The organism is Protaetiibacter larvae (genome assembly GCF_008365275.1).
Classification (GTDB): domain Bacteria; phylum Actinomycetota; class Actinomycetes; order Actinomycetales; family Microbacteriaceae; genus Homoserinibacter; species Homoserinibacter larvae.
Window position 1 is genome coordinate 594,323 of record NZ_CP043504.1, and the last position, 20,303, is coordinate 614,625.

Sequence of the window (20,303 nt, forward strand, 5' to 3'; positions counted from 1 at the left end):
TTCACGCCGCCGCCACCTCCCTCGCCTCAAGGGTACGTCGGCGACTCCGTCGACGGCCCGCGAGAACGCAGACGAGGTAGATGAGGAACGAGATGGTGGTCACGTAGGGGCTGATCGGCACGCTCGCGCCGAGGGCGAGCAGGATCCCGCCCACCAGGGCGGTGAGGGCGAATCCCATGCTGAGGATCGGCACCCACAGCGGCGAGCTCGAGATGCGCAGCGCCGCCGCGGCCGGGGTCACGAGGATCGAGAGCACGAGCAGCGCGCCCACGATCTGGATGCTCGCGGCGACCGCGAGCCCGAGCAGCAGCATGAACGCGACCGAGATCGCACGCACCGGAACCCCGCGCGCGGCGGCGACCTCGGCATCCAGGCTCGCGAAGCTGAGCGGGCGCCACATCACGAGCAGCCCCGCCACCACGATCGCGCACACGATCGCGAGCGAGGTGAGCCGCGGGTCGTCGACCGCGACGATCTGCCCGGTGAGCAGGCCGAACTTGGTGGAGGCGCGCCCGGGGTAGAGCGCGAGGCACAGGATGCCGAGGCCGAGGCCGAACGGCATGAGCACGGCGGTGATCGAATTGCGCTCGCGAGCGCGGGCGCCGAGAAGTCCGATGATGACCGCGGCGACGAGGGAGCCGACGATCGAGCCCTCGACGACGCCGATCCCGAACAGCAGTCCGGCGGCGGCGCCGGCGAAGGAGAGCTCGCTGATGCCGTGCACCGCGAAGGCGAGGTCGCGCGTCATCACGAACACGCCGATGAGGCCGCCCGCGATCCCGAGCACCGCCCCCGCGAGGATCGAGTTGTGCAGGAGGGCGAGCAGCTGCCCGTAGTCGCGGAAGTCGAAGAGGGCCGTCCACCAGTCGCTCATGCGACTCCCCCGTGCGCGCGGGCGCCGTGCTCGTGCTCGTGGTGGGCGTGGTCGGGCGCCCCGACGATCACGACCCGGCCGTGGGTGCGGATGACGTCGACGGGCGCCTGGTACAGCTCCGTGAGCACCTCGGAGGTGAGCACCTCGTCGGGGGTGCCGATCCGGAAGCGTCCGCCCGCGAGGTAGAGCACGCGGTCGACCATGCCGAGCACGGGGTTGACGTCGTGGGTCACGAACAGCACGCCGAAGCCCCGCTCGCGGCGGTGCCGGTCGATGAGTTCGCTCACCACGCGCTGCGCCCGCAGGTCGAGCGAGCCGAGGGGTTCGTCGCACAGCAGCAGGCGCGGGTCGCCCGCGAGCGCCTGCCCGACGCGCAACCGCTGCTGTTCGCCGCCCGACAGCCGCGCCACGGGCACGCGCGCGTAGTGGGCGGCGCCCACCGCATCCAGCAGGGCGTCGATGCGCTCGCGCCGGGCGCGGGTGGGCAGCGGCAGCCCCCAGCGGTGCCCGTCGACGCCGAGGGCGACCAGGTCGCGGCCGCGGATGCGCAGGGCGGGGTCCTGGCCGCGTTGCTGCGGAACGTAGCCGATCCGCCGGTTCCCGCGCTGCACGGGGTGCCCGTCGAAGCGGATCTCGCCCGCCGCGAGAGCGTGCTCGCCGAGGATGGTGCGCAGCAGGCTCGTCTTGCCGGAGCCGTTCGAGCCGAGCACGGCGAGGAACTCGCCCGGGGCGACGTCGAGGTCGAGTCCGCTCCACAGGGTGCGCGCGCCGAGCGTCAGCTGCGCGCCGCGCACGCTGAGCACCGGATCCGTCACTCCGCAACCCTACCTGAGAACCGTTCTCACTGCCCGTTCATGGCGCAGCTGGAGCTACGACCTCGCGGCGGGAGGCGTTTCCCCCGCCACCGAGTCACGGCTCCAGCCGCGCCATGAACGCATCAATCGAGGAGCAGGGCGGGTTCCTCGAGGACGGAGGCGACGTCGGCCGTGAAACGGGAGGCGACATCGCCGTCGACGACGCGGTGGTCGAAGCTCGCGCCGACCGTCGTGACGTAGGCGGGTCGCACCTCCCCGTCGACCACCCACGGCTTCTGCTTGATCGCGCCGAGGGCGACGATCGCGACCTCGCCGGGGTTGAGGATCGGCGTGCCGGTGTCCATCCCGAACGAACCGAGGTTGGTGATGGTGATGGTGCCGCCCGACATGTCGGCGGGCGTCGTCTTGCCTTCGCGGGCCGTGAGGGTGAGCTGTTCGAGTGACTGCGCGAGCTCGAGCAGCGACAGATCCTGGGCGTCCTTGACATTGGGCACGATGAGCCCGCGCGGCGTCGCCGCGGCGATGCCAAGGTTCACGTAGTGCCGCACGATGATCTCGCTGTCGGTCCACGAGGAGTTGACGGTGGGGTTGCGGCGCACCGCCCAGATGATCGCCTTCGCCATGACGAGCAGGGGGCTCACCCGCACGCCCGCGAAGTCGGGCGACGCCTTGAGGCGCTTCACGAACTCCATGGTGCGGGTGGCGTTGACGTCGGTGAAGACGGAGACGTGCGGAGCGGTGAACGCGGAGGCCACCATCGCCTGCGCGGTCGCCTTGCGCACACCCTTCACCGGGATGCGCTCCTCGCGCTCGCTCGGCCAGGCGGGGGTCTCGATGTTGCGGAACACGCTCGCCTGCTCGGCCTGCCGGATGACGTCCTCGCGCAGCACCTCGCCGCCGCGGCCGGTCGCGGTCACCTGCTGCAGGTCGACGCCGAGATCCTTGGCGAGCTTGCGGATCGGCGGCTTGGCGATGACGGGGGCGGATGCCGCGCGCGGCGCGGCGACGCGGGCCGGCGCGGGCGTTCCCGCCGGCGCCTCGACGCGGCGACGACGCGTGGCGACGTGGCCGCCCTTCGAGCCGTAGCCGACGAGCACGGCGCCCGATCCCGCCTCCTCGGCCTCCGCGCGGGGCGCCATGGCGGCGGGGTCGGACACCGTGCCGAGTCCTTCGGAGTCGTTCGCGGGCGCCTGCAGCTCGATCGTGCCGCCCGCCGAATCGACGCGGATGATGGGGGCGCCCACCTCGACGGTGGCGCCCTCCTCGGCGAGCAGCTCGGTGACGACGCCGGCGAACGGCGACGGCAGTTCGACGAGCGACTTGGCGGTCTCGATCTCGACGAGCACCTGGTTGACGCTCACCCGGTCGCCGGGCTGCACCTTCCACGAGACGATCTCGGCCTCGGTGAGGCCTTCGCCGACATCCGGCAGCGGGAACTCTGCTTGGGCCACGCGGGCCTCCTCACGGTGGGTTCAGTAGGCGAGCGAGCGGTCGACGGCCTCGAGGATCCGGTCGACGTCGGGGAGGTAGACGCCCTCGAGCTTGGCGGGCGGGAACGGGGTGTCGTAGCCGCTCACCCGCAGGACCGGCGCCTCGAGCGAGTAGAAGGCGCGCTCCGCGATGGTCGCGGCGATCTCGGAGCCGATCGACACATTGCCGGGGGCCTCCTGGGCGACCACGAGGCGTCCGGTCTTCTGCACCGATTCGATGATCGGCCCGTAGTCGACGGGCGAGAGCGAGCGCAGGTCGATGACCTCGAGGCTCGTCCCCTCCGTCGCCGCGAGTTCGGCCGCCTGCAGCAGCATCGAGACCATGGCGCCGTGGCCGACGACCGTCACCTGGGTGCCGGTCCGCACCACGCGGCTCTGGTGCAACGGGGTCGGCACCCCGTCGTCGGCCACCTCGCCCTTCTGCCAGTACCGGCTCTTCGGCTCGAAGAACAGCACGGGGTCGTCGCTCGTGATGGCCTGCTGGATCATCCAGTAGGCGTCGTTCGGGGTGGCGGGGCTCACCACGCGCAGGCCGGCGGTGTGGGCGAAGTACGCCTCGGGGCTCTCCTGGTGGTGCTCGACCGCGCCGATGTGACCGCCGTACGGCACGCGGATCACCACGGGGAAGGCCTGCGAACCCTGGTGGCGGAACGTCTGCTTGGCGAGCTGCGAGGTGATCTGATCGAAGCCGGGGAAGATGAAGCCGTCGAACTGGATCTCGCAGACGGGCCGGAAGCCGCGCATCGCGAGGCCGATCGCGGAGCCGACGATGCCCGATTCGGCGAGCGGGGTGTCGAGCACCCGGTTCTCGCCGAACTCGGCCTGGAGCCCCTCGGTGACCCGGAAGACCCCGCCCAGGGTCCCGATGTCCTCACCCATGAGCAGCACCCTGTCGTCGGCGGCGAGCGCGGCACGCAGACCCTCGTTGATGGCCTTCGCCATCGTGAGCTGACGCTCGGTCATGCCTCGCCCCCCTCGAAGCCGGCCTCGTAGGCGGCGAGCCACGCCGCCTGCTCCTCGATGCGCGGATGCGGTTCGGTGTACACGTGCTGGAAGATCGCGTCGTCGGGGAGGGTGCCGAGCGCGAGGGTGCGCGTGCGCACATCGGCGGCGAGATCCTCCGCCTCGGCGGCGACCTCCTGGAAGAAGTCGTCGCCGGCCCCGAGCGAACGCAGGTACGCCTCGAAGCGCGCGATGGGGTCGCGCTCGCTCCAGAACGCCACGTCGTCGTCCTCGCGGTACTTGGTGGGGTCGTCGCTCGACGTGTGCGCGCCCATCCGGTAGGTGAGCGCCTCGATGAAGCAGGGCCCCTGCCCGGCGCGCGCGGCGTCGAGGCCCGCCCGGGTGACCGCATAGCTCGCGAGCACGTCGTTGCCGTCGATCTGCACCGAGGGGATGCCGAATCCGGCCGCCCGCAGGTAGAGCGGGGTGCGCGACTGCCGTTCGACGGGCACCGAGATGGCCCAGTGGTTGTTCTGCAGGAAGAACACCTGCGGCGTGCGGTAGCTGGCCGCGAAGACGTACGCCTCGTTGACGTCGCCCTGGCTCGTGGCGCCGTCGCCGAAGTAGACGAGCACGGCGGCGTCCTTCTCCGGGTCGCCGCTTCCGCTTCCGCCGTCGAGCCCGATCCCCATGGCGTAGCCGGTGGCGTGCAGCGCCTGGGAGCCGATCACGAGCGTGTAGAGGTGGAAGTTGCCGGTCTCCTCCGGCACCCAACCGCCGTGGCTGAGCCCGCGCAGCATCTCGATGATGCGCATGGGGTCGAGCCCGCGGATGCGTCCGACGACATGTTCGCGGTAGGCGGGGAAGATGTGGTCCTGCGGGCGGGCGGCGTATCCGGATCCGACCTGCGCCGCCTCCTGGCCGAGGCTCGGGATCCACAGGGCGAGCTGACCCTGACGCTGCAGGTTGCCCGCCTCGATGTCGAAGCGCCGGATGACGACCATCTGGCGGTGGAAGTCGCGCAGACGCTGCTCGTCGAGGGCCGCGAGGTACGGCAGGTAGGGCGCCGTGGTGTCGTTCTCGAGGAGGGACCCCTGGGGCGAGAGCAGCTGAACCGTCGCCTCGGTATAGGACATAGGCCCTACCCTAGCCGGGGCGTATTCCCCCTCGGTCAGAGGGTGGTCACAACCTCACCGGCGGCTCGTAGGAGTTTCTCCACAGACTCCTCCTCGCCGACCGTCACCCGGATCCCCTCCGGAGCGAACACCCGCGCGACGATCCCGTGCGCCTCGAGCACCTCGGCGGCGGCGGCGGTCTGCTGCCCCGTCGCGAGCCAGACGAAGTTGCCCTGCGGCTCCGGAAGCGGCCACCCCTGGGCGCGCAAACCGTCGCGGATGCGGTCGCGGCGGGCCACGAGCTCGGCCACCTGGGCGCGGTACTCGTCCTCGTGATCGAGCGCCGCGAGCGCCGCCCGCTGCGCCGGCTCGGTCACCGAGAGGGCGATCGCCGCGGAACGTGCCGCGTCGAGGATGTAGGCGGGGCCGACCGCGTAGCCGACCCGCAACCCGGCGAGCCCGTAGGCCTTCGAGAAGGTGCGCAGCACGACGAGGTTCGGGTAGCGCTCGAGCAGCGGGATGCCGTCGACGGCATCCGGGTCCGTCACGAACTCGCGGTACGCCTCGTCGAGCAGCACGAGCACCGTGTCGGGGACGGCGGCCATGAAGCGCTCGAAGCGCTCGGCCGTGACGATGACGCTCGTGGGGTTGTTGGGGGTGCACACGAGGATGACGCGGGTGCGCTCGGTGACGGCCGCCGCGAGCGCCTCGAGGTCGTGCCCGCCGTCGGGGGCGTTCGGCACGGTGACGCTCGTCGCCCCCGAGACGGTGACGATGCCGGGGTAGGCCTCGAACGAGCGCCACGCGTACAGCACCTCGTCGCCCGGTCCGGCGGCGGCCTGGATGAGCTGGTGCAGGATCGACACCGAGCCGGCGCCCACATGCACCTCGTCGACGCTCACGCCGAACCGCTCGGCGAGCCGAACCCGCAGCGCCGTCGCGGCGCCGTCGGGGTAGCGCAGCACGCTCGAGGCGGAGATGGCGTCGAGCACGGCAGGCAGGGTCGGGAAGGGGTTCTCGTTGGAGGACAGCTTGAAGGCGTCGGCCGGCGCGGGGCGACCCTGCCGGTACGGCGTGAGCGAGGCGATCTCGGGGCGGAGGACGACAGCCATGGCGTCCAGCCTAGGGCGACGCGCCGAGCGGGCCTGGTGACGCGGGCGGGCCGCTGGGATGATGGCGGCATGCGTTTCGTGATCCGTCTGCTCATCAACGCGCTCGCCCTGTGGCTCACCGCGCTCATCCTGAACCCGAACGTGCAGGTGACGTCCTGGGCCGACGACAGCAACCCCGACGACTGGTCGTGGCCGCTGTTCTGGACCTACCTGCTGCTCGCCCTCGTCTTCGGCGTTGTCAACGGCATCGTCGGGACGGCGATCAAGATCGTGGCGTTCCCGATCTACATCCTGACCCTGGGGCTCATCTCGCTCATCGTGAACGGGCTGCTGTTCCTGCTCGTGGCCTGGATCAGCACCCTCATCGGGTTCGGCCTGTCGGTGACGACCTTCTGGTGGGGCGTGCTGGGAGCACTGCTGCTCGGCATCTTCGGCTTCCTCATCGGCATCATCCTTCGGCCGCTCACTCAGCGTCGCTGACCCCGGCGTCGGCCGGCAGGCGCACCGCCTGGTAGCGGTAGGCGGTCGTGGTCGCGCCGTCCCGCTCGGCGTACTCGCCGGTGAACCGTGCGAGTGCGTCCAGTTCGCCGCGCACCTCGGGCGACCGGGCCGCGTCCAGCAGTTCCGCGGTCTGCGCGTAGGCGCTGCGTTGATGCGCGGGCGCCGGGATGCCGCGCGGGATCTCGACACCCTCCGGGTAGGCCCGCCGTTCGACGATGACCCGGTCGACCGTCTGCTGGGGCCCGCCCGTGGCGACGACGAAGTCGTCGGTGTGCCGGATCGCGAGGCCGCGGATGCCGTCCGGCATCGCGATGCCGCCGCCGGGGTCGCCGTAGCTCTCGAGGCCGTAGGTGTTCCACCGCCCCGACCCCGCGATCGCGTCGGCGATGAGCCCGCCCTGCGAGAAGCCGACCAGCACGACCGGCGACTCGGCGGTGATCCCGGCGTCGGCCATCGCGAGCTCGGTGGCACGGATCGATCCCGCCGGCAGGCCCGCGACCCCGGCCACGTTGCTCGTGAGGTCCCATGGCTCCTCGTCGGCGAGCGGCGAGAAGGTCCGCGTGGGTGCGACGTAGACCACGAAGCGGTCCTCCGCACCCGGCGCGCTGTACTTCTCGATGCGCACCTGCTGCTGCTCGGGCACGCGATCCAGCCGTTCGGCCGCACCCGTCGGCGCCGCGACCCGGCGCTCGACTCCCACCCGCTCCACGCGGACCGCCGTCTCGTGGAACAGCTGCGTGCCGCTCGCGGTGCCCGCGGCGACAAGGGCCGCCGCGGAGGTGTCGGCACCGAGGATCCCGAGCCCGTAGTCGCCGAGCAGCACCGTGACGGCGGGCGGTAACCCGGCCGCCCCCGCCACCGCGTCGTCGGCGCCGGTCACCGTGTTGCGCACGAGCGCGGCGAACTCGGGACTCGTGACGAGCTCCGGGTGCTGAAGCAGCCAGATCCGGATCGACTCCCGCTTCTGCTCGTCGCTGCCGGGCGCGAAGGTCCAGCCCAGCCATGCCCCGGCGGCGACGCTCGGCAGCAGCGGCAGCAGCAGGCGCGGCAGCTGCCCGGCGAGCCAATCGGATGCCGCGCCCTGCGCATGCTCCGCGAGACGCTCCGCGGTCGCGTAGCCGGACTCCGCGGCGATGATGCCCTCGCGGAGCCGCCGCACCTCCTCGGCGAGCTCGCCGCTGAGCTGTTCGCACCGTTCGAGTCTCGCGCGGAGAGCACTCGGCGCCGAGTCGAGAGCGAGCAGCGCGAGGCGGTGGGTGTCGGCCTCCACCTCGTCGCCGAGCCGCGCCAGGACGGGCAGGTGCGCGAGCAGCGCATCGCTCGCCACGAGTACCGCGCCGGGCGAGGTGACGACGAGGCCGCCCGCGGCCGGATCAGGCGAGGGCATGAAGCAGCTCCGCCCGCGCGATCGCGGTCGCCCCGGCCAGGTCGTCGAGCACCTCGTGCAGCCGGGTGCCGAGATGCTCGGCGGCCACCGCGTACGCGGCATACGCCGGTCCGCGCCAGCTCTCGGCGCCGATGAGCGGCGGATCGGCCGCTCGTCGTTGCGCCGAGCGGTAGAGCTGATGGAGCTCGGCGAGCCGGGCGCGCAGCCGGTCGAGCTCGAGCGGATCTGCGGGCACGATGCTCCTCTCGTCGGGGATGCCCCATGCTCGGTCGATCGCGCGGCACACGCCGACCGGGCACCGTCAACCGGGGATCCGCCCCCCGGTCGCGAGGTGTGCAGGACGCGCCGACGCGACACAATGGGCGCATGAGCTTCGACAGGTCGGGGGGCGCGCCGTTCGTCTTCCGCATCTGCTTCGTCTGCACGGGCAACATCTGCCGCTCCCCGATGGCGGAGGCCATCTTCCGCACCATCGTCGCGACGAAGGGCTACGCCAAGGCGATCTCGGTCACCTCGGCGGCCACCGGCGACTGGCACGTGGGCGAGCACGCCGACCCGCGGACGATCGCCGCGCTCGAGGCGCACGGCTACGAGGCGGGCACCCACCGGGCGCGCCAGTTCGACCCGAGCTGGTTCCCGGAGCTCGACCTCATCATCGCCTTCGACCGCGGACACGAACGGGTGCTCCGCGAGTGGGCGCCCACGGAGGCCGACCAGAGCAAGGTCCAGCTGCTGATGAGTTTCGACCCCGAACAATCGGGCACGATGGACGTACCGGATCCGTACTACTCGGATGCGGCGCTGTTCGATGTCGTGCTCGTCGCGATCGAACGCGCCAGCCGCGCGCTGTTCCGGCAGCTCGAACCCGCCATCCGACAGGGAGTCTCATGAGTCCGCTTCCCCCCCAGCCGCTCAGCCCGCTCGACGGGCGCTACCGCGCCGCCGTCGAGGGCCTCGGCGAGTACCTCTCGGAGGCGGGCCTCAACCGGGCGCGCGTGCAGGTGGAGGTGGAGTGGCTGCTGTTCCTCGCCTCGCGAGGGGCGTTCGGCGCCGAGCCGCCGAGCGCCGAGCAGTCCCGCGCGCTGCGCAGCTGGGCCACCGAGTTCGGGCAGCCCGAGATCGACGAGCTCGCGCGCATCGAGGCGACCACCCGTCACGATGTGAAAGCCGTCGAATACCTCGTGCGCCGGCAGCTGACGGAGCTGGGGCTCACCCCGCTCGCGGAGCTCGTGCATTTCGCGTGCACGAGCGAAGACATCAACAACCTCTCCTACGGGCTCACGCTGCGCGCGGCGCTCACCGAGGTGTGGCTGCCGAAGTACCGCGGGGTCGTCGACGCCCTGCGCGCCCTCGCGATCGCCCACCGCGAGCAGCCGATGCTCGCCCACACGCACGGACAGCCGGCCACCCCGACGACCTTCGGCAAGGAGCTCGCGGTCGTCGTGCACCGCCTGCAGCGGCAGCTGGAGCGCATCGAGGCCGTCGAGTTCCCGGCGAAGTTCTCCGGCGCGACCGGCACCTTCTCGGCGCACTTCGCCGCGGCCCCCGGCGCGGACTGGCCCACCCTGTCACGCGAGTTCGTCACCCAGCTGGGGCTCAGCTGGAACCCGCTCACCACCCAGATCGAATCGCACGACGGGCAGGCCGAGCTGTTCGGTCGCATCAGCCACGCGAACCGCATCCTGCACAACCTGGCGACGGATGTCTGGACCTACATCTCGATCGGATACCTCACCCAGATCCCGCAGCCGGGGGCGACCGGCTCGTCGACGATGCCGCACAAGATCAACCCGATCCGCTTCGAGAACGCCGAGGCGAACCTCGAGCTGTCGAGCGCGCTGCTCGACTCGCTCGCCGCGACCCTCGTGACGAGCCGTCTGCAGCGCGACCTCACCGACTCCACGACGCAGCGCAACATCGGCGTCGCGCTCGGCCACTCGGTGCTGGCGCTCGACAACCTGAGCCGTGGACTCGGCGAGATCGCCGTCAACCCCGACGCGCTCGCCGCCGACCTCGATGCCAACTGGGAGGTGCTCGGCGAGGCGATCCAGACGGTCATCCGGGCCGAGGTGGTCGCGGGGCGCTCCTCGATCGCCGACCCCTACGCCCTGCTCAAGGAGCTCACGCGGGGCAAGCGCATCGGGCGCGACGACCTGGTCGCCTTCGTGAACGGCCTCGACATCGGCGAGGAGGCGAAGGCGCGCCTCGTGGCGCTCACCCCCGCCAGCTACACGGGCGCCGCATCCGCTCTCGTCGACTACCTGGGCGAGTAGCCGGGGCCGGTGCGCTCGGAGCCGCGCACCCATCCCCCACCCCAGAAATGCAGGAGATGTTGCGCCCGCCACCGGCCGCGACGGCTGGCGGGGGCGCCCGTCCTCAGAATCTCCTGCATTTCTGGCACGGCTGCGCGCCGGATGCTCGGGCCTGCGCGGGTGAGTGGCGCCGCCCCCGCAGGTCAGCGCCGCAGGTCAGCGCCGCAGGTGAGTGGGGTCGGGTCGGTGGCGCGGGTCAGTGGCCGCGGGGGTCGCGGTGCACGGACCCGGCGGACCCGCTGGGCGCGTCGGGATCGGCGGGGTCGATTCGCTGCTCGTCCTTCGGGCCGACGGCGATGAGCAGAGTGGCGAGCACGACGAGCGAGACGATGAACGCGACGCCGGCCATGACGAGTGGCAGCACCCAGCCGTCCTCGTAGGTCCAGCTGCGGGTGCCCATCAGCACGAAGACGCCCACGAACACCCCGAACACCGCCGACATCACGAGGAGCTCGAGCGGGCGGAACCGGTCCCGGCGGCTGGGCGCCGGGGTCTTGTCGTCGCTCATGCCTCGGCGGCCTTCACCGGCGCGCTGCGCGGCGGTCGCAGGGTCAACGTCGCGATCGCGAGCTGCACGCCCACGATGACGGCCCAGGCGCCGAGGATGCCGACCAGGATGATCGAGTCGGTGAGCGTGCCCGACACGACCGTCCCCTTGTCCGTGATCGAGTAGTCCTGCGCGAAGCCCTGCGGCACGAGCAGGAAGGCGAGCCCGAGCAGCGCGGTGAGCGCGCCGGTCAGCAGCCAGTCGCGGGCGGCGAGCCGGGTGCGGCGGAAGCGGATGCCGTTCACGAACTCGAGCGCCCCGGCGATGATCGCCCACGCGCTCACGACGACCACGAGGTAGCCGACGCCACCGGTCGGCAGCACGAGCGCCGCGATCCCGGCGAGCGCGGTGACGATCGCCTGCACGAGGAGGATGCCGCGCACAGCACGGTCGCTCCGCAGCGCGGACGCGAACAGCACGGCCGCGGTCACGATCCCGAAGATCCCGAAGCCGACGAGTCCGAAGAGGGCCGAGTGGTCGGCGTTGAAGGTGATGACGAGACCGAGCACGAGCGCGGGGATCGCCCGTGCGAGCGGCGCGACCCAGGTGTCCGGCGCCCCGAGAGCGGCGGAGGTTTCGGCTGGCACCCGCCCATCCTACGTCGGCGGGGACGGCGCGCCCTCGCTCAGGCGGGCGCCATGTCGGTGAACCGCGAGTTGGCGCCCTGGAAGGCGACGGTCACCGTGGCCGTCGGGCCGTTGCGGTGCTTCGCCACGATGAGATCCGCCTCGCCGGGGCGCGACGACTCCTTCTCGTAGGCGCTCTCGCGGTGCAGCAGGATCACCATGTCGGCGTCCTGCTCGAGGGACCCGGACTCTCGCAGGTCCGAGAGGGCGGGCTTCTTGTCGACCCGCTGTTCGGGGCCACGGTTGAGCTGTGAGAGCGCGATGACCGGCACCTGCAGCTCCTTCGCCAGCAGCTTGAGGGCGCGCGAGAACTCGGAGACCTCCTGCTGTCGCGACTCGACGCGCTTGCCCGAGGTCATGAGCTGCAGGTAGTCGATGACGACGAGCTTGAGCCCCACCTTCTGCTTGAGACGACGGCACTTGGCCCGGATCTCGACGAGGGTCATATTGGGGCTGTCGTCGATGTAGAGGGGCGCGTCGGCGATGCGGCCGCGCGTGGATGCGAGGGTCGTCCAGTCCTCGCTGCGGACGGTGCCCTTGCGCATCGACTGCAGGAAGACGTTCGACTCGGCCGAGAGCAGACGCATCGCGATCTCGGATCGCCCCATCTCGAGCGAGAAGAAGATGGTGGGCAGGTCGTGGCCGATGGCGGCCGAACGGGCGAAGTCGAGCGCGAGCGTCGACTTTCCGAGGGCGGGACGCGCGGCGATGATGATGAGCTGCCCGGGGTGGAGCCCGTTGGTGAGTCCGTCGAGCTCGGTGAAGCCGGTCGGCACGCCGACCATCTGGCCGCCGCGCCCGCTCGCGAGCTCGATCTCCTCCGCCGCGACGTTCATCGCCTCGACGAGGGGCACGTAGTCCTCCGCCTCGACGCCGCCGGCGACGCCGTAAATCTCGGCCTGGGCGTTGTTGACGAGGTCGGTCACCTCGCCCTCGCTCGCGTAGCCCATCTGCACGATGCGGGTGCCCGCCTCGACGAGCCGCCGCAGCACCGCCTTCTCGGCGACGATCTGCGCGTAGTACCCCGCGTTGGCCGCGGTCGGCACGAGGCCCGTGAGGGTGTGGAGGTACTCGGGGCCGCCCGCGCGCGCCAGTTCGCCCGCCTTGGTGAGCTGATCGGTGACGGCGATCACGTCGGTCGGCTCGCCGTGGGCGTAGAGCGCGAGGATCGCCTCGAAGATCACCTCGTGCTTCGGGATGTAGAAGTCGACCCCGCGCACGGTCTCGAGCACATCGGCGACGGCATCCTTGCTGAGCAGCATCCCGCCGATCGCGCTCTGCTCGGCGAGCAGGTCATGCGGCGGGGTCCGCTCGCCCTGCCAGCCCTCCCGAGGGCGGTCGGCATCGGATGCGAGTCCCAGATGGGCGATCGACACGGTGGCCTCCTTCCGAGGACGAAACTACGGTCCGCCTCGGACACCGAGACGAGGCGCACCGCGGCCAGTGCACATCGCTATGGCGGTGATCCGGTGCCGCGGGTCACAGCACCGGATGCCAAGGTAGGCAGCCGTGATCAGGGGTTCAAGCCCCCCTGTGGATGGCCATGTGGATGGATGGCAGGAAACGCCGGGCGCGATGTGCAGAAGCTGGGGAGAAGTCCGTGGAGAACTCGCACAAGTGTCGCATTAACTGGCCCGTGACCTGGGGTTTCTGTTCCCACATGCTGTGTGTAGAAACATGTTTAGAGTTCGGGTTGAAGCTTGTGGGATTGCACACCCGACATGTGGAGAAACGTCTTGACAGAATCCCCGGAAACGCAGTAGCGGCGCACCCCCTGAGGGGCGCGCCGCTACCGGGTTTCTCGCGCTACTTGGCCGCGACGACCTCGAGCTGAAGCACCGCGACGACGTCCTGGCGCAGACGCACCGTCGCCTCGAAGCGACCGGTCGACTTGACGGCCGAGCTGAGCTCGATCGTCTGCTTGTCAAGGGTTCCGAGACCGGCGGCCTCGACGGCGGCGACGATGTCGGCGGTCTTCACCGAGCCGAACAGGCGGCCCTCGCGGCCCGCCTTCACGCTCAGCTTGATGGGCGCCGACTCGAGCTTGGCCTTGAGGGCCTGGGCGTCCTCGAGGGTCGCCAGCTCGCGTGCCGCACGCGCGGCCTTGATCTGGTCGACCTGCTTCTCGCCGCCACGGCTCCACGCCACGGCGAAGCCCTGCGGGATGAGGTAGTTGCGGGCGTAGCCGTTCTTGACCTCGACGACGTCACCGGCCGAACCGAGACCGGAGACCTCGGAGGTGAGGATGAGCTTCGACATATCGGTCTCCTATCGGCCCGAGCCCGCGTACGGGAGGAGCGCCATCTCGCGCGCGTTCTTGACGGCGCGGGCGATGAGGCGCTGCTCCTGCACGGAGACACCGGTGATGCGGCGGGCGCGGATCTTTCCACGCTCGGAGATGAACTTGCGGAGGGTGGCGACGTCCTTGTAGTCGATCACACCGACCTTCACGGACTTCGCGGGGGCGGCGTTCTTGCCGCCCTTCACGACGCGCTTGCGGCGGTCCTGGCCGCCGCTGCTCTTTCCAGCCATTGCTGCTTCTTTCTGGGGTTGATGGTCTGATCGGCCCGGTGGGCGATCAGAACGGGGTCTCGTCGGAGTAGGAACCGGGCGTGTTCCACACGTCACCCGACTCGGCGGGGCCGGTGCTCGACCACGGCTCGTCGGCGACGGCGCCCTGCGAACGGCCACCGCCTCCGCCGGACGACGCACGGGTGACCTGGGCGGTCGCGTACCGCAGGCTCGGGCCGATCTCGTCGACCTCGAGCTCGATGCTGGTGCGCTTCTCGCCTTCCTTCGTCTCGTAGGAGCGCTGCTTCAGGCGACCGGTCGCGATGACGCGGCTGCCCTTGGTCAGCGAGCCGGCGACGTGCTCGGCGAACTCACGCCAGCAGGACGCGCGGAGGAACAGGGCCTCGCCGTCCTTCCAGTCGTTCGACGCACGATCGAAGGTGCGCGGCGTGGACGCGATGGTGAAGTTCGCGACCGCGAGCCCGCCCTGCGTGTAGCGCAGTTCGGGATCCGCCGTGAGGTTGCCCACGACCGTGATGATCGTCTCGCCGGCCATGGCCTACTCGGCGTCCTTCTCGGCCGCAGCCTTCGCAGCGGGCTTCTCGGCGGCGGGAGCCTTGGCAGCCTTGCGGGCGGCCTTCTTCTCCTCGTCGGCGGCGTGCGCGGCGACGCGGGCGACGGCCTCCTCCGCGCGGAGCACCTTGGTGCGCAGCACGGCCTCCGACAGCTTCAGCTGGCGGTCGAGCTCGAGGGTGGCCTCGCTCGTGGCGGTGAAGTTGACGACGGCGTAGATGCCCTCGGCCTTCTTCTTGATCTCGTACGCCAGGCGGCGACGACCCCAGATGTCGACGTTCTCGATGGTGCCACCGTCGTTGCGGATGACGCCGAGGAACTTGTCCAGGCTGGGTGCGACGGTGCGCTCATCGATCTCGGGATCGAGAATCACCATCAACTCGTACTGATGCGTCATTGACCCACCTCCTTCGGACTAGAACGGCTGCAGGATGTCTGCAGCAGGAGGGTTGAATGCATCTGCACGCACGCGAACGTGCGGGCAACCTGTACATCTTACAGGCCGACGACGCGGTTTCGATACGCCGCTGCGCGGCTACTCAACCAGCGGGGTCCTGCCGGGCGCTCCACCAGGCGCGGAGGCGCTGCTCGGCGTCCGCGGGGGCGAGCGGTCCCTCGTCGAGGCGCAGCTCGAGAAGATGGCGGTAGGCCTCGCCCACCTCCGGCCCCGGCGCGATCCCGAGGATCGCCATGATCTGCTCGCCGTCCAGGTCGGGACGGATGGCGGCCAGCTCCTCCTCGGCGGCGAGCGCCGCGATGCGTTCCTCGAGCTCGTCGTAGGCCTGCTGCAGGCGCGCGGCCTTGCGCTGATTGCGGGTGGTGACGTCCGCGCGCGACAGGATGTGCAGCCGTTCCAGCTGGTCGCCCGCGTCGCGCACGTAGCGTCGCACCGCGGCGTCCGTCCAGCCGGCGTCGGCGTAACCGAAGAACCGCAGGTGCAGCCGAACGAGCGTGGCGACCGCCTTGATCGTCTCGCCGTCGAAGCGCAGCTCGCGCAGCCGCTTGGTGGCGAGCTTCGCGCCGAGCACGTCGTGGTGGTGGAAGCTCACGGCTCCCCCCGGCTCGATCCGGCGCGTCGCCGGCTTGCCGATGTCGTGCAGCAGGGTCGCGAGCCGCAGCACGAGGTCGGGCGCGTGGCCGCGCGAGCCCTCGAGCGCGATCGCCTGACGCAGGGCGGTGAGGCTGTGCTCGTAGACGTCCTTGTGGTGGGCGTGCTCGTCGATCTCGAGTCGCAGCGCCGGCAGCTCGGGCAGGATGCGCTCCGCGAGGCCCGTGTCGACGAGCACCCGGAGCCCGGAGTCCGGGTCCGGTGCGAGCAGCAGCTTCGTGAGCTCCTCGCCGACGCGCTCCGCCGAGACGATGTCGATCCGATCCGCCATCGCCTGGATCGCGGATGCGGTGGCCGCCCCGAGCGTGAAGCCGAGCTGCGCCGTGAACCGCGCGCCGCGCAGCATCCGCAGCGGGTCGTCGCCGAACGACACCTCGGGCTCGATCGGCGTGCGCAGGCGCCCGGCCAGCAGGTCCTCGAGGCCGCCCGACGGGTCGACGAGCACCTTGCCGGGCAGCCGCAGGGCCAGCGCGTTGACGGTGAAGTCGCGACGCAGCAGGTCGCCTTCGAGACTGTCGCCGAAGGCGACGACGGGCTTGCGGGTGGCGCCGTCGTACACGTCGGAACGGTAGGTCGTGATCTCGACGGTCAGCTCGCCGAGGCGCGCGCCGATCGTGCCGAATGCGCGACCGATGTCCCAGTGGGCGGAGGCGAGCGGGGCGATGACCGCGAGGATCTCGTCGGGGCTCGCCGAGCTCGCGAAGTCGAGGTCGTGCGCGTCGCGACCGAGGAAGGCATCCCGCACCGGCCCGCCCACGAGGGCGAGCTCGTGCCCCGCCGCCGCGAAGCGCTCGGCGATCCTCCGGACGGTCGGCGAATCGGCGAGCGCGTGAAGCCGCTCGACGGCTGCCGCGACGGGTTGCATAGCCGTCGAGTCTAGATGAGGCGGCTCACCACGCGGCCGGAACGCCGGGGCCCCGGATGCCCTCAACTAGACTTCCCCCATGTCGGCCGTGTCGTTCGGGAGCGCCCCGCTGTGCCGTTGACGACCCGCCGCGCGAGCCTCTCCCTGGCCGCGGCGCTGCTGCTCGCCGGGGCCGGGCTCGCCTCCCCGGCGCTCGCGGTGCCGCATGCCGACGAGCCGTCGGCGTCGAGCACCCGCCCCGCCGGGGTCGCCGCGGTGACTCCGGGCGTCGGCCCGGTCTCGGTGTCGATCGTCGTCCCGCTCACGGTGTCGCCCAGCGAGACCGGCCTGCTCACGGCGGAGGAGCTGGAGCGCTACACGGCGCCCACCGGGCCGCTCACCCGCAAGCTCGACGCCATCATCGGCACCCCGGTGGCGATCGGCGTCGACCCGATGATCGTGGCGTCGATCCGCGTGCTCGGAAGCTCGGCGCCCCCCTCCGCCCTGCAGTGGCTCGCGAGGCTCGAGGGCGCCGCGAACGAGAGCTTCCCTCTCGCCTACGCCGACGCCGACCTCGTCGCGGCCGCCCGCTCGGACACCCTCTCGGGCCTGACCCCGAGCGGCTTCGGCTTCGCGATCGACCCCGACGACTTCTCGCCCCCCGCCGCCCCCTCGCCGAGCCCGAGCCCCGAGCCCCCGGCATCCGCCGACCCTGACGCGGCTCCGCCGCTGCCGACCACGGCCGACGTGCTCGCGTGGACGAGCTCGCTGCCGCGGATCGCCTGGCCCGTCGATGCGACGATCGGCGCGGGCGACATCCCGCCGCTCGTCGCAGCCGGATACGACCGGATCCTCCTGTCGTCCGACGAGGTGGGCTCGGATGCCTCTCCTCTCGTCGACCTCGACGGCGCCCGCGGGATCGTCGCCGATTCGACCATGAACGCGCTCCTGCGGGACGCGCTCAGCTCCTTCACCGACGCCGATCTCGCGGCCGCGCTCGACGCACTCGAGGGCGGCCTGGCGGCGCGCGCGCAGGTGGCGCCGGGCCGTGGGCTCGTGCTCACCGTCGGACGCGACTGGCCGTTCCTCATGCAGGGTCTCCCCGCGGCGCTGTCGCGCATCCAGGCCTCGGCGGATGCGCAGCTCGTGCCGCTGAGCGACATCCTCGGCCTCACCCCCACCGCGGCGATGCTCGGCGACGGGGAGCCGACCGCCGAGCGGGACGCCGCGTTCCGCGACGTCCGGGACGACATCTCCGCCGAGCGCCTGTTCTCGACCGTGCTCACCGACCCCGCCCCGCTGCTCGATGCGCGGACGCTCGAGCGAATCGCCCTCTACTCGGTGGGCTGGACGAAGCTGCCCGAAGCCTGGACGACCGCCGTCGAGGCATTCCGCACGCGCTCGGACGAGATCCGCTCCTCGGTGAAGATCGAGCACGGCAACGACGTCGTGCTCCTCGCGAGCAGCGCGGGATTCCGGGTCGCGGTGAGCAACGCCCTGCCCTACCCCGTGACGGTGCGCGTGAGCGTCGTGCCCCGCAGCCCCATCCTCCAGGTGCAGGGCGGCGCGGAACTCACCGTCGAGCCGGAGTCGACGGGCACCGCCTACCTCCCCGTGCAGGCCGTGGCGAACGGGCAGGTGCTGGTGGAGTCCTCGCTCACGAGCCCCACGGGGGTGCCGATCGACTCCGGCTTCTCGCGCGTCACCGTCCAGGCCGAATGGGAGGGCATCGGAACCCTCGTCGTCGTCGGCCTGCTGGTCGTGATCTTCGGTGCGGGCATCGTGCGCCTCGTGCTGCGGCGGCGCAAGGCGCGCGCCGCGGCCGCGGACGGCGCGGACCGCGATGCGGATGCGGATGCGGATGCGGATGCCGAGGGGACGGATGGCTGAGCCGGGCGCCGGCCCCGACATCCGGCGGGCGAGCGCCCGCATCGCCTCGGGCACGCTCGTCTCGCGTGCGCTCGGCTTCGTGAACGCCGCCCTGCTCGTCTGGACGATCGGCGCCCAGAACCCGGGTGCCAACGCCTTCGGGCTCGCGAACACCCTGCCCACCAACATCTTCGCCCTCATCGCGGGCGGCCTCATGAGCGCGGTCCTCGTCCCCCAGATCGTGCGCGCCGCCGGACACGACGACGGCGGGCAGGCCTTCGTGAGTCGCCTCCTCACCCTCGGGATCACCGTCTTCTTCGTCGCGGGTCTCGCCGCGACGCTGCTCGCGCCGGTCCTCGTGCCGCTCTACACCGTGGAGGGCCGCGCATTCAGCGCCGAGGCGATCCAGTTGGCGATCGCCCTCGCCTACTGGTGTCTGCCGCAGGTGTTCTTCTACGCCGTGTACTCGCTCCTCGGCGAGGTCCTCAACGCGCGCGGCGTGTTCGGGCCGTTCACCTGGGCGCCGGTCGTCAACAACCTCGTGATGATCGTCTCGCTGCTGAGCTTCGGGGCGATCTTCGGCATCGCCCCCGCGCACGACGATCCGGCCGGATGGACGCCGCAGCAGATCGCGCTGCTGGGCGGCGGCGCGACGCTCGGCATCGCCGCCCAGGCGGTCGTGCTGCTGCTGTTCTGGCGCCGCACCGGCCTGCGCTTCCGCCCCGACTTCCACTGGCGCGGCGTCGGACTCGGCGCGACCGGCAAGGCCGCCGGGTGGACGTTCGGGATGATCGTCATCACCCAGCTGACCGGTCTCCTGCAGACCAACGTCGCGAGCCTCGCGGGGCCCGCCGACCCCTCCATCGCGGTGCTCAACATCACCTGGCTGCTGTTCGTGCTGCCGCACTCGATCCTCACCATCTCGATCGCGACGCCGTACTTCACCCGGATGAGCGGGCACGCCCACGCGGGGGACCTCGACCAGCTGCGCCTCGACCTCTCGAGCTCGCTGCGGACGATCCTCGTGCTCGTGACCGGCGCCGGTGCCGCGATCGCGACCGCCGCGCTGCCCTTCGGCGCCTTCTTCGGCAGGGATCCCGGCGAGATCGTCGGCATCAGCTCGGTGCTCATCGCCTACCTCGTGGGCCTCGTGCCGTTCTCGACGATGTTCGTGCTCCAGCGCACCTTCTTCGCCCTCGGCGACACCCGCACACCCTTCCTCGTCCAGCTCGTGCAAGCCGCGACCTTCACCCTCGGCGCGACGGCCGCGGCGTTGTTCGCCCCGCCCTCCCTCATCGCCGTGTGCATCGCGCTCGCCACCGCCCTCGCGAGCACCGCCCAGGCGCTCACCCTGGCGCTCGTGCTCCGCCGCCGCCTGGGCGGCGTGGACGGGCGGCGCATCCTCGCGCGTCTCGCCCTTTTCCTCGCGGCGGCCGTGCTCGCGATCGGCGCCGGGACGGGCGTGCTCGCCCTGCTCGGCGGCTTCTCGCGAGGCTTCGCGGTGGCCGGCCCCGGGAGCGCCTTCGTCTCGATCATCCTGATCGGCGGCGTCGTCCTGCTCGTCTACGGGCTCGTGCTCTCCCTCACCCGGGTGCCCGAGCTGCGCGCCGGTCTCACGCCGCTGCGCGGCCTCGTCGCACGCGTCCGGCGTCGAAGCTGACCCGCCCGCATCCACCG

General features: G+C 71.5%; 21 protein-coding genes. 5 read left to right on the forward strand and 16 right to left on the reverse strand.

The genetic code is table 11. From position 1 onward, the window contains the following. Position 1: 1 nt before the first annotated feature. The 6 genes from FLP23_RS02680 to FLP23_RS02705 all read right to left on the reverse strand — a co-directional run bounded on the left by FLP23_RS02680 (position 2) and on the right by FLP23_RS02705 (position 6,348). On the reverse strand, positions 2-874 hold the full coding sequence (locus FLP23_RS02680; protein WP_149324446.1) for a metal ABC transporter permease: 873 nt from the start codon (positions 872-874) through the stop codon (positions 2-4). After that, positions 871-1,689: a metal ABC transporter ATP-binding protein gene (locus FLP23_RS02685; protein WP_149324447.1), complete on the reverse strand. Its 819-nt coding sequence runs from the start codon at positions 1,687-1,689 to the stop codon at positions 871-873. Before FLP23_RS02685 ends, FLP23_RS02680 begins: the two co-directional genes overlap by 4 nt. A 122-nt stretch (positions 1,690-1,811) precedes the next feature. Continuing rightward, a complete protein-coding gene (locus tag FLP23_RS02690; protein ID WP_149324448.1) occupies positions 1,812-3,140 on the reverse strand; it encodes a dihydrolipoamide acetyltransferase family protein in 1,329 nt (442 codons plus the stop codon). Between the two features lie 21 nt (positions 3,141-3,161). After that, entirely contained in the window at positions 3,162-4,142 is a 981-nt protein-coding gene (locus tag FLP23_RS02695; RefSeq protein WP_149324449.1) for an alpha-ketoacid dehydrogenase subunit beta, read from the reverse strand. Further along, positions 4,139-5,257, reverse strand: coding sequence for a thiamine pyrophosphate-dependent enzyme (locus tag FLP23_RS02700; protein ID WP_149324450.1), 1,119 nt, complete (start codon positions 5,255-5,257; stop codon positions 4,139-4,141). The genes FLP23_RS02695 and FLP23_RS02700 overlap by 4 nt, the downstream gene beginning before the upstream one ends. A gap of 35 nt (positions 5,258-5,292) precedes the next feature. Beyond that, the gene (locus FLP23_RS02705) at positions 5,293-6,348 is read right to left on the reverse strand and encodes a histidinol-phosphate transaminase (protein WP_149324451.1); all 1,056 of its coding nucleotides are present in this window, start codon (positions 6,346-6,348) and stop codon (positions 5,293-5,295) included. A 69-nt stretch (positions 6,349-6,417) separates the two neighbouring features. Here FLP23_RS02705 and FLP23_RS02710 point away from each other — a divergent pair, with 69 nt between their 5' ends. Further along, a complete protein-coding gene (locus FLP23_RS02710) occupies positions 6,418-6,828 on the forward strand; it encodes a phage holin family protein (RefSeq protein ID WP_149324452.1) in 411 nt (136 codons plus the stop codon). Here FLP23_RS02710 and FLP23_RS02715 read toward each other — a convergent pair. Together FLP23_RS02715 and FLP23_RS02720 are read right to left on the reverse strand one after the other, a co-directional pair. Further along, positions 6,812-8,236, reverse strand: a complete 1,425-nt coding sequence (locus FLP23_RS02715; RefSeq protein WP_149324453.1) for a hypothetical protein — start codon at positions 8,234-8,236, stop codon at positions 6,812-6,814. The two genes, FLP23_RS02710 and FLP23_RS02715, sit on opposite strands and share 17 nt — an antisense overlap. Then, positions 8,223-8,471 carry a hypothetical protein gene (locus FLP23_RS02720; RefSeq protein ID WP_149324454.1) on the reverse strand — a complete coding sequence of 83 codons (249 nt, stop codon included), beginning with the start codon at positions 8,469-8,471 and terminating at the stop codon, positions 8,223-8,225. The genes FLP23_RS02715 and FLP23_RS02720 overlap by 14 nt, the downstream gene beginning before the upstream one ends. A gap of 131 nt (positions 8,472-8,602) precedes the next feature. Between FLP23_RS02720 and FLP23_RS02725 the strand changes: the two genes are divergently transcribed. Both FLP23_RS02725 and purB read left to right on the forward strand, forming a co-directional pair. Next, complete coding sequence (locus tag FLP23_RS02725) at positions 8,603-9,127, forward strand: low molecular weight protein-tyrosine-phosphatase (protein WP_149324455.1); 525 nt, start codon at positions 8,603-8,605, stop codon at positions 9,125-9,127. Continuing rightward, a complete protein-coding gene (gene purB, locus FLP23_RS02730; RefSeq protein ID WP_149324456.1) occupies positions 9,124-10,509 on the forward strand; it encodes an adenylosuccinate lyase in 1,386 nt (461 codons plus the stop codon). Before FLP23_RS02725 ends, purB begins: the two co-directional genes overlap by 4 nt. 235 nt (positions 10,510-10,744) lie before the next feature. Here purB and FLP23_RS02735 read toward each other — a convergent pair whose 3' ends face one another. From FLP23_RS02735 to FLP23_RS02770, 8 genes are all read right to left on the reverse strand, one after another. Continuing rightward, complete coding sequence (locus tag FLP23_RS02735) at positions 10,745-11,056, reverse strand: hypothetical protein (RefSeq protein ID WP_210413926.1); 312 nt, start codon at positions 11,054-11,056, stop codon at positions 10,745-10,747. Continuing rightward, positions 11,053-11,682 (reverse strand): DUF308 domain-containing protein, encoded by a 630-nt coding sequence (locus FLP23_RS02740; protein ID WP_149324457.1) that lies wholly within the window; start codon positions 11,680-11,682, stop codon positions 11,053-11,055. Before FLP23_RS02740 ends, FLP23_RS02735 begins: the two co-directional genes overlap by 4 nt. 38 nt (positions 11,683-11,720) lie before the next feature. Continuing rightward, positions 11,721-13,097 carry a replicative DNA helicase gene (dnaB, locus tag FLP23_RS02745; RefSeq protein ID WP_149324458.1) on the reverse strand — a complete coding sequence of 459 codons (1,377 nt, stop codon included), beginning with the start codon at positions 13,095-13,097 and terminating at the stop codon, positions 11,721-11,723. Between the two features lie 430 nt (positions 13,098-13,527). After that, a complete protein-coding gene (gene rplI / locus FLP23_RS02750) occupies positions 13,528-13,980 on the reverse strand; it encodes a 50S ribosomal protein L9 (protein ID WP_149324459.1) in 453 nt (150 codons plus the stop codon). A gap of 9 nt (positions 13,981-13,989) precedes the next feature. Further along, complete coding sequence (gene rpsR / locus FLP23_RS02755; protein WP_149324460.1) at positions 13,990-14,253, reverse strand: 30S ribosomal protein S18; 264 nt, start codon at positions 14,251-14,253, stop codon at positions 13,990-13,992. Between the two features lie 46 nt (positions 14,254-14,299). Next, a complete protein-coding gene (locus tag FLP23_RS02760) occupies positions 14,300-14,788 on the reverse strand; it encodes a single-stranded DNA-binding protein (RefSeq protein WP_149324461.1) in 489 nt (162 codons plus the stop codon). Between the two features lie 3 nt (positions 14,789-14,791). Further along, the gene (rpsF, locus tag FLP23_RS02765) at positions 14,792-15,202 is read right to left on the reverse strand and encodes a 30S ribosomal protein S6 (protein ID WP_149324462.1); all 411 of its coding nucleotides are present in this window, start codon (positions 15,200-15,202) and stop codon (positions 14,792-14,794) included. 142 nt (positions 15,203-15,344) lie between these two features. Further along, positions 15,345-16,778: a CCA tRNA nucleotidyltransferase gene (locus FLP23_RS02770; RefSeq protein WP_149324463.1), complete on the reverse strand. Its 1,434-nt coding sequence runs from the start codon at positions 16,776-16,778 to the stop codon at positions 15,345-15,347. A 111-nt stretch (positions 16,779-16,889) separates the two neighbouring features. Here FLP23_RS02770 and FLP23_RS02775 point away from each other — a divergent pair, with 111 nt between their 5' ends. Together FLP23_RS02775 and murJ are read left to right on the forward strand one after the other, a co-directional pair. Further along, positions 16,890-18,647: a DUF6049 family protein gene (locus FLP23_RS02775; protein ID WP_168200357.1), complete on the forward strand. Its 1,758-nt coding sequence runs from the start codon at positions 16,890-16,892 to the stop codon at positions 18,645-18,647. Beyond that, entirely contained in the window at positions 18,640-20,286 is a 1,647-nt protein-coding gene (gene murJ / locus FLP23_RS02780) for a murein biosynthesis integral membrane protein MurJ (RefSeq protein WP_149324465.1), read from the forward strand. Before FLP23_RS02775 ends, murJ begins: the two co-directional genes overlap by 8 nt. Positions 20,287-20,303 lie beyond the last annotated feature (17 nt).

Excerpts from the sequence above, each read along its gene's own strand:
- FLP23_RS02680 (WP_149324446.1), bottom strand. The coding sequence starts at position 874 with ATGAGCGACTGGTGGACGGCCCTCTTCGACTTCCGCGACTACGGGCAG.
- FLP23_RS02695 (WP_149324449.1), bottom strand. The coding sequence starts at position 4,142 with ATGACCGAGCGTCAGCTCACGATGGCGAAGGCCATCAACGAGGGTCTG.
- FLP23_RS02700 (WP_149324450.1), bottom strand. The coding sequence starts at position 5,257 with ATGTCCTATACCGAGGCGACGGTTCAGCTGCTCTCGCCCCAGGGGTCC.
- FLP23_RS02705 (WP_149324451.1), bottom strand. The coding sequence starts at position 6,348 with ATGGCTGTCGTCCTCCGCCCCGAGATCGCCTCGCTCACGCCGTACCGG.
- FLP23_RS02710 (WP_149324452.1), top strand. The coding sequence starts at position 6,418 with ATGCGTTTCGTGATCCGTCTGCTCATCAACGCGCTCGCCCTGTGGCTC.
- FLP23_RS02715 (WP_149324453.1), bottom strand. The coding sequence starts at position 8,236 with ATGCCCTCGCCTGATCCGGCCGCGGGCGGCCTCGTCGTCACCTCGCCC.
- FLP23_RS02725 (WP_149324455.1), top strand. The coding sequence starts at position 8,603 with ATGAGCTTCGACAGGTCGGGGGGCGCGCCGTTCGTCTTCCGCATCTGC.
- purB (WP_149324456.1), top strand. The coding sequence starts at position 9,124 with ATGAGTCCGCTTCCCCCCCAGCCGCTCAGCCCGCTCGACGGGCGCTAC.
- FLP23_RS02735 (WP_210413926.1), bottom strand. The coding sequence starts at position 11,056 with ATGAGCGACGACAAGACCCCGGCGCCCAGCCGCCGGGACCGGTTCCGC.
- rplI (WP_149324459.1), bottom strand. The coding sequence starts at position 13,980 with ATGTCGAAGCTCATCCTCACCTCCGAGGTCTCCGGTCTCGGTTCGGCC.
- rpsR (WP_149324460.1), bottom strand. The coding sequence starts at position 14,253 with ATGGCTGGAAAGAGCAGCGGCGGCCAGGACCGCCGCAAGCGCGTCGTG.
- FLP23_RS02760 (WP_149324461.1), bottom strand. The coding sequence starts at position 14,788 with ATGGCCGGCGAGACGATCATCACGGTCGTGGGCAACCTCACGGCGGAT.
- rpsF (WP_149324462.1), bottom strand. The coding sequence starts at position 15,202 with ATGACGCATCAGTACGAGTTGATGGTGATTCTCGATCCCGAGATCGAT.
- FLP23_RS02770 (WP_149324463.1), bottom strand. The coding sequence starts at position 16,778 with ATGCAACCCGTCGCGGCAGCCGTCGAGCGGCTTCACGCGCTCGCCGAT.
- murJ (WP_149324465.1), top strand. The coding sequence starts at position 18,640 with ATGGCTGAGCCGGGCGCCGGCCCCGACATCCGGCGGGCGAGCGCCCGC.